Genomic DNA, 6,664 nt, shown 5'->3' with positions numbered 1-6,664 from the left:
GTGCCCACGATCACACCAGAATCAGTGCCCACGATCGATCAGAATGACCGCCCACGATGCATCAGAATCGGTGCCCACGATGGTCCAGAATATGCAACCCATCGCTTATCGGTTGCGGCTTCGCTGTAAATGTTCCTGTACAGGCGGTCACGCTCGGCTCGCATCTGTTTGGCCCGCGCTTCGTGCTCTGGCGCGATCAAGAGAGAAATCCAGCCTTGCGGGTGGATTTGACTGTTCGTCAACGCTTCAACCCTCGGTAGGATACCGCCCATGGAGAATGATAGCCCGGATCAACTCGCTATGCTCGCCGTAATCTCGACAGGGATACGGTTCTGCTCTCGTTCCTTGGCGTAGTGGGCAACCAGCGTTTCCCGGTCTGCCCGATAGGCCGGCCGGGCTGGTCCGGATGGTAAAGGGCAATGCCGACATCGCAGACGATGATCTGGTGCACAGCCTCGATGTAATCGTTCTTGTCGTTCATTCGGCCAGGGTTCCTAGCTTGGCGTCGATCTGGTCTTGCGTGAGTGTTCCTTGCTTCATGGCCCACTCGCCGAGCTGGATCAGGGTGTCACGGCTCGGATACTTCATCAGCTTGAGGTCGGTTGCATTGACCTGTGTATGGCCGTTGAAGCGCCGGAAATGCTCATCTACTGCGGTCGTGTTGAGGAACACGGCCAACCCACGGGCCAGCGCCTCGGGCAAGCCGTGTTTGTCCTCGTGAAAGAGGTTCATGTGATTCTCGAAGCCCAGCACGGAATAATCGCCAAAGGCGGCAGGATCAACCACGCCTGCCACCACGCGGCGCTTTTCCTCCTTCGACGAGAAGCGGCGCACCACACAATAAAACCCGTTCGGGTAAAGCCACTTTTCCGTCTCGTCGTTGCACATGATCGCGTTGGGCTTCTTCAAGCCCGTCACGGGCCAGACGGTGCCGATCATGCTCAGGTGACTGGGGTAGATCAATGGCACGGTGCCCGGCTCTGGCATGTCGCGCAGGTGCTCTTTCAGCCGGAAATCGACTACCGGCCCGGTCGATACCCTCACGCCAATGTCGGCCAGCGAGTAGCGCACGGCGGGCGATAGCTCGATGGCGCTTTTCTCGCTCGTGGTCGGCACATGAATGAATCGCTCCGGATCATCCGGGAACACGATCCGGTCGAACTGGTGTTCGTGGGTGGTCAGGTCGGAAAAGCTGTCATCGGTCGAAGTCGTGACCGTGACCGGCCCCTGCTGGCCGCCACGCTCCAAGCGGATGATGATGTTTTCCTGCAGCACCTCGTCATCTCTGAAAGCCTTGTTACGCGACGCGAACAGGTGCATGTGGCGGATCGCCGCCCGCTCAAGGATAAAGTCACGGAACGGGCGGTAATACGGCCCGTTGCAGAAGCTGCGCGGGATGATGGCCACGATCTGCCCACCCGGTGCAGCCTCGCCTACGGCCAACGCGACAAAGGCGGAATACAGATTCACCGTCTCGATGCCGACAGTGCGCAGGGCCAGCCGGTGGTCTGATTGGCTGTTGATCTTCTTGTAAGGCGGATTGAGGATCGCATGGGTATAGCCTCGATCCTGCAGACCTTCAGCGGTCGCCAGCTCGATGTAATCACCCGCGATGATGCGGGGCGTCACGCGGCTGTATCCGGCCAAGTGCTGTGCAAGGTGGCCGCGCAGCCTCTCGTCGATCTCGTAGGCCGTCGCCTCGACAGACTCAAAGCCAAAGCCGCCCGTCACCCAGCGGTCGAGAAAGGCGCAGGACAACGCGCCCACGCCAGCACCTGCGTCCAGTAGACGGCAGGTCTGCAGAGTGCTGGGTGGGAACAGGGTCGCCATGAAGCGGGCCACGCTCGAAGGCGTCATGAACTGGCCGAACTCGGCTTTGTGTTTCTGCGCGGTACGAGATGCCACATCGCGGCGCACACTGTCTGCGGTGTTTAGTTGCTGGAGCATTCCATATCCTCACTGATGGGGTACTTTTAGTTGTCTCTGCTCGGAACATCTCCATGGCCGCTGCCAACGCCGAAGAAATGTCGAACGAAGCCCTTCCCTGGCCATACTCGGCCCCAACGCGTGCTCCATGTCGCCAGAGTGAGAGACGCGGTTGATGACTGCCCAGACGAAGTTGTCCAGCACACCCTGAAGGTATGCACGATCAACGGTGGGGATATCCACCCAAGTTCGTTTCACCATCACTCTAAGAACTCTGTAAGAAGACCACAACCCATCTGTATGGGTCGTGTATCCGTCTGAGCATCGCCACCGGCACCACATGCACGCGTCTTCCAGCATAGCAAGGCGCTGCGAGAGTGGGTGAATAAGGCGGCAGTAGAAGCTGGCAAGCGGCCCGGCAGGGTGGCGTCGGAGCGACAACGAATCCAGGAGTTGGAGCGAGAAGTCAAAGAGCTCCGTCGTGCAAATGAGTTTCTGAAACTAGCCAGCGCGTTTTTTGCCCAGGCGGAGCTCGACCGCCGATGTAAACGGTAAGGACTTTCGTAGACCAATATCGGGGAGACTATGGGATCGAGCCCAAAAGAGACGTACCGTGTTGGGCGAACGGGGTTTGGGGGCAGGCTTGCCCTTAGCATCCCTGCAATCCAGGCCAGCGAGCCGGTCGTCACGGTTCTTGGCCATCAGCTCCGGCGTCAGCGCGGCCAGCGAATACTTGCCCACGTTCCGCATCAACGGCTTCGCGTGTCTCGCGTCGCTGTCGGCGGGTGCTGGGCGCTCGGTTGGGGAGACTTCGGAAAGATAGTGCCTGAGGGTGTCTTGACGATGGTCGCCATTCGGTTGCTCCAGAGCAGGGCTCGTGTACCGCCACGCCAGCGTAAGCAGAGATGGTGGGCCCAGCAGGACTTGAACCTGCAACCAACGGATTATGAGTCCGCTGCTCTAACCAATTGAGCTATAGGCCCAAAGCTGTGCGCTCCTGCTGGAGGGGCGCACAAAAACATCAGTTGAGGATGGTGACTTCCCCATCCACGAAACTTTTGAGGCGGTCTGAGCGTGAGGGATGGCGCAGCTTGCGCAGGGCCTTGGCCTCGATCTGCCGAATACGCTCACGGGTGACGTCGAACTGCTTACCGACTTCTTCCAGCGTGTGGTCGGTATTCATGCCGATGCCAAAACGCATCCGCAATACCTTCGCCTCGCGCGCGGTGAGACCGTTGTCGAGAAGCTCTTCGACCACTTCCCGAATGGCAGCATGGATTGCGGAATCCGTTGGTGCCGGGACATTGCGGTCTTCGATGAAGTCACCAAGATGCGAATCTTCATCATCCCCAATCGGGGTCTCCATGGAAATGGGCTCTTTGGCGATCTTGAGCACCTTGCGGATCTTGTCTTCCGGCATTTCCATGCGCTCGGCAAGCTCTTCCGGGCTCGGCTCACGCCCCATTTCCTGCAGCATCTGGCGACTGATGCGGTTCAGTTTGTTGATGGTCTCGATCATGTGCACCGGGATGCGGATGGTGCGCGCCTGATCGGCAATCGAACGGGTGATCGCCTGGCGAATCCACCAGGTGGCATAGGTAGAAAACTTGTAGCCGCGACGATACTCGAACTTATCGACGGCCTTCATCAGACCGATATTGCCTTCCTGAATCAGATCGAGGAACTGCAAGCCACGGTTGGTGTACTTCTTGGCAATGGAAATGACCAGACGCAGGTTGGCCTCGACCATTTCCTTCTTGGCCCGGCGGGCCTTGGCCTCACCAATGGACATCAGCCGACTGGCCTCTTTGATTTCGGCAATAGGCAAGCCGGCCCGATCCTCGATGTTGCCCATGCGCTGCATAACGGCAAGGATGTCCTCCCGCATGGCCTGCAATTTGGTGGAAAAGCCCTTACCCGCGGCAATCTGCTCATCCAGCCAGGTGGGATCGCTCTCTCGTCCGGGAAAACTCCGCACGAAGTCCTTGCGCGGGTATCCGGCACGTTCGATGCACAAATGCATGATACTGCGCTCGGCTTGCCGTACCTCTTCGGTGAGGGCGCGCAAGGCGTCGGCCATGAGGTCGATCTGCCGCACATTGAGCTTGATCTCCAGAAAGCGCGCCGCCAGCACCTGGCGTTGTTCCTGATAGTCTGCACTGCGCCCTGCACCTTTTGCTCGCAACGCCATCAATACTTCGTAATCGGCACGAATCGCGGCAAAGCGCTCCAGGGCTTCTTCCATCTGCGGTCCTTTATCTGCCGCAGACAAGCCACCGTTCTCTTCGTCTTCCTCGTCATCCTGCTCGTCGGCGCTCTCGTCACCGGCCTCCAGACGGAGGTCTTCGTCTTCGGCATCGGCACTTTCTTCGATGGCATTGGGGTCAATGAAGGCATCGACGACTTCATCAAGGCGCAGCTCCCCACGTTCCACCCGTTCCGCTGCCTCCAAAAGCAAAGCGATCGTGGTGGGACAGGTGGATACCGCACGTAACACTTGAAGAAGCCCATCTTCGATGCGGCGGGCGATTTCGATCTCGCCTTCGCGGGTGAGAAGTTCGACACTACCCATCTCGCGCATGTACATGCGCACGGGATCGCTAGTGCGGCCAATGTCGGCCTCCACCACCGCCAGGGCTTCTTCCGCCGCCTCTTCCACTTCCTGCGAGGCGATGACCGCCCCTCCCTCACTATCGCCGAGGAGGAGGCCATCATCTTCCGGAGCTTCTTCAAAAACCTCGATCCCCATGTCGTTGATCATGGAAATGACGTTTTCCATCTGCTCCGGGTCGAAGATTTCCTCCGGCAGGAGATCGTTGATCTCGCGATAGGTCAGATATCCCTGCTCTTTGCCCCGTGCAATCAAGGCCTTGAGTTCGGAACGCTGGGATTCTGCATCCAAAGAAGTTTCGTTGTCTGTCATAGAGGATCCAACGGCACGCATAGCCGGCCATTATAGAAAAAAACCAAGGCAGATGAAAAGATGCCAGGCATGGTTTCCTAGCTCCTCGCGGTCTTTATCCCGCGTTTCTGTTGTAGATGTTGCCGCAGCTCTGCGCGCTCCTCGGCGCTCAGGGCACCAATTCCGGCGCGATCGCCGAGCCTACCAAGCGACAGGCTGCGCAGACGCCGCAATTCTGCATTCGCCCGCGCCAACGTTTTTTCAATTTCCAACCCCTCTGCCACCTCCGCCTCGCTATCACCCGTCATTGCCAGGGCCAAATAGCGCTCACCATCGGGTTCCTCGGCCAATGCCAAACACAATGCCTGGCTACTTAGATGGGTGATCTTGGCAGAAATTTCAAGGGCGCGAGCGAGGGCGGCGAGCTCTGCGCGCTCGCCGGCAAAACGCTGCAAAAGCTCTCGATCGAGGGCAGCCCAGGCAGGCGCCGCAGGATTACGCAAAAAGAGGGCTAGGCAGCGGGCCCACTCACCGCGCCAACTCGTCGACTTCCGGACCAGCACCGGCGAGCGGCTCCCGGGGGTCACCTGCGGCACATCGGACGCCAGTTGCAAGCGTTGTCGATAGACCTCGCGCAGATCCGGATCGGCGAGCTTGTCGAGGAAAGCACGGGCCTGGCGCCGGTACTGTGCCAACTCATCTCCCTGCCGCAGATCATATTCTGTCGCCAGAAATTCCAGAAAGACATCGACCGCAGGCCGGGCACCGGCAAGAAGCTGGGTAAAGACCTCAGCACCTTGATGCCGCAGCAGAGAATCCGGATCTTCCCCCTCGGGCAGAAAGAGTACGCGGAGCAAACGACCGGGGCGCAGGTGCGTCGGGCTGAGGGCCACCGCTCGCTGCGCTGCGGCTCTGCCGGCACGATCCCCATCAAAACAGAGAATCACTTCGCTACTGGCACGAAACAGGATCTCCAACTGGGTTTCACCGAGTGCTGTGCCACTCGCCGCCACGGTATTATCAATTCCCGCTTGGTGCAGGGTAATGACATCCAGATAGCCCTCGACCAAGAGCACCTTCCCCGTGCGACGAATCCCCGCGCGCGCGCGATCCAGGGCAAATAGGACTTGCGCTTTGTGGTAGAGCGGGGTCTCGGGGGAATTGAGATACTTTGGTTCGCGACCGTCGATACTACGTCCGGCCAAACCACAAAGACGCCCGCGACCATCGCGAATGGCAAAGATGACGCGGCCACGGAAACGCTCATAGAGCCGCCCGTCATCAGCCCTCCCCAAAATACCGGCGTCGACCAGCAGCTCGCGATCCTCCGGCGATTTTCCCAACTGTCCCAGGATACACTGCCCCTCCGGCGCGTAGCCAAGGCCAAAGTCCTCGATAGTCTGGGCGCTTACCCCACGCGATTGCCAGTACTGCTGCGCCTGGGGTGCCTGCGCCAGAGCCTGCCGATACACTTCCAGACTTCGCTCCAACATACCCCGCAAAGCCGGTAGACGCCGGTCTGGCTCTGCCGCCTGCTGGTCCCTTGGTAGCTCTATTCCAGCCTGATCGGCAAGCATTTCCAACGCCTCCACGAAACTGAGGCGCTCATAGGCCATGAGAAAATCGAGGGCATTGCCGTGTACGTGACAGCCAAAGCAGTAGTAAATCTGCTTGTCGGAACTTACCGAAAAGGATGCGGTTTTTTCGTGATGAAAAGGACAGCAGGCCCAATAATCCTTGCCCTTTTTCTTGAGAGTGACGCGAGCATCGATCAGGCGGACCAGATCGGTGCGCTCGATAACACTGTCGATGACTTGCCGGGAGTAACGGGCCATG

General features: G+C 59.0%; 4 protein-coding genes, 1 tRNA gene, 1 pseudogene and 1 other annotated feature. Of the genes and pseudogenes, 1 reads left to right on the top strand and 5 read right to left on the bottom strand.

The window, feature by feature from the left end:
* Nucleotides 1-298 precede the first annotated feature (298 nt).
* Nucleotides 299-481 carry a hypothetical protein gene (locus tag AC2VNM_RS08755; RefSeq protein ID WP_483165847.1) on the bottom strand — a complete coding sequence of 61 codons (183 nt, stop codon included), beginning with the start codon at nt 479-481 and terminating at the stop codon, nt 299-301.
* Nucleotides 478-1,947: an Eco57I restriction-modification methylase domain-containing protein gene (locus tag AC2VNM_RS08750; protein ID WP_483165848.1), complete on the bottom strand. Its 1,470-nt coding sequence runs from the start codon at nt 1,945-1,947 to the stop codon at nt 478-480. Before AC2VNM_RS08750 ends, AC2VNM_RS08755 begins: the two co-directional genes overlap by 4 nt.
* Nucleotides 1,948-2,289: 342 nt before the next feature.
* Here AC2VNM_RS08750 and AC2VNM_RS08745 point away from each other — a divergent pair.
* Nucleotides 2,290-2,471, top strand: a pseudogene (locus AC2VNM_RS08745) (IS3 family transposase); the annotation flags it as partial.
* Nucleotides 2,436-2,540, top strand: a sequence feature (AL1L pseudoknot). Its footprint overlaps the pseudogene before it by 36 nt.
* A 292-nt stretch (nt 2,541-2,832) precedes the next feature.
* Here the strand turns inward: AC2VNM_RS08745 and AC2VNM_RS08740 are convergent.
* The 3 genes from AC2VNM_RS08740 to dnaG all read right to left on the bottom strand — a co-directional run bounded on the left by AC2VNM_RS08740 (nt 2,833) and on the right by dnaG (nt 6,663).
* A tRNA-Ile gene (locus AC2VNM_RS08740) sits at nt 2,833-2,909 on the bottom strand.
* Between the two features lie 38 nt (nt 2,910-2,947).
* The gene (rpoD, locus tag AC2VNM_RS08735) at nt 2,948-4,849 is read right to left on the bottom strand and encodes an RNA polymerase sigma factor RpoD (protein WP_483165849.1); all 1,902 of its coding nucleotides are present in this window, start codon (nt 4,847-4,849) and stop codon (nt 2,948-2,950) included.
* A gap of 77 nt (nt 4,850-4,926) precedes the next feature.
* Complete coding sequence (gene dnaG, locus AC2VNM_RS08730; protein ID WP_483165850.1) at nt 4,927-6,663, bottom strand: DNA primase; 1,737 nt, start codon at nt 6,661-6,663, stop codon at nt 4,927-4,929.
* Between the last annotated feature and the right edge of the window lies 1 nt (nt 6,664).

The sequence above is a fragment of the Acidithiobacillus sp. TH-A67 genome, assembly GCF_057473545.1.
This window is presented reverse-complemented; position numbering and strand designations above follow the sequence as displayed.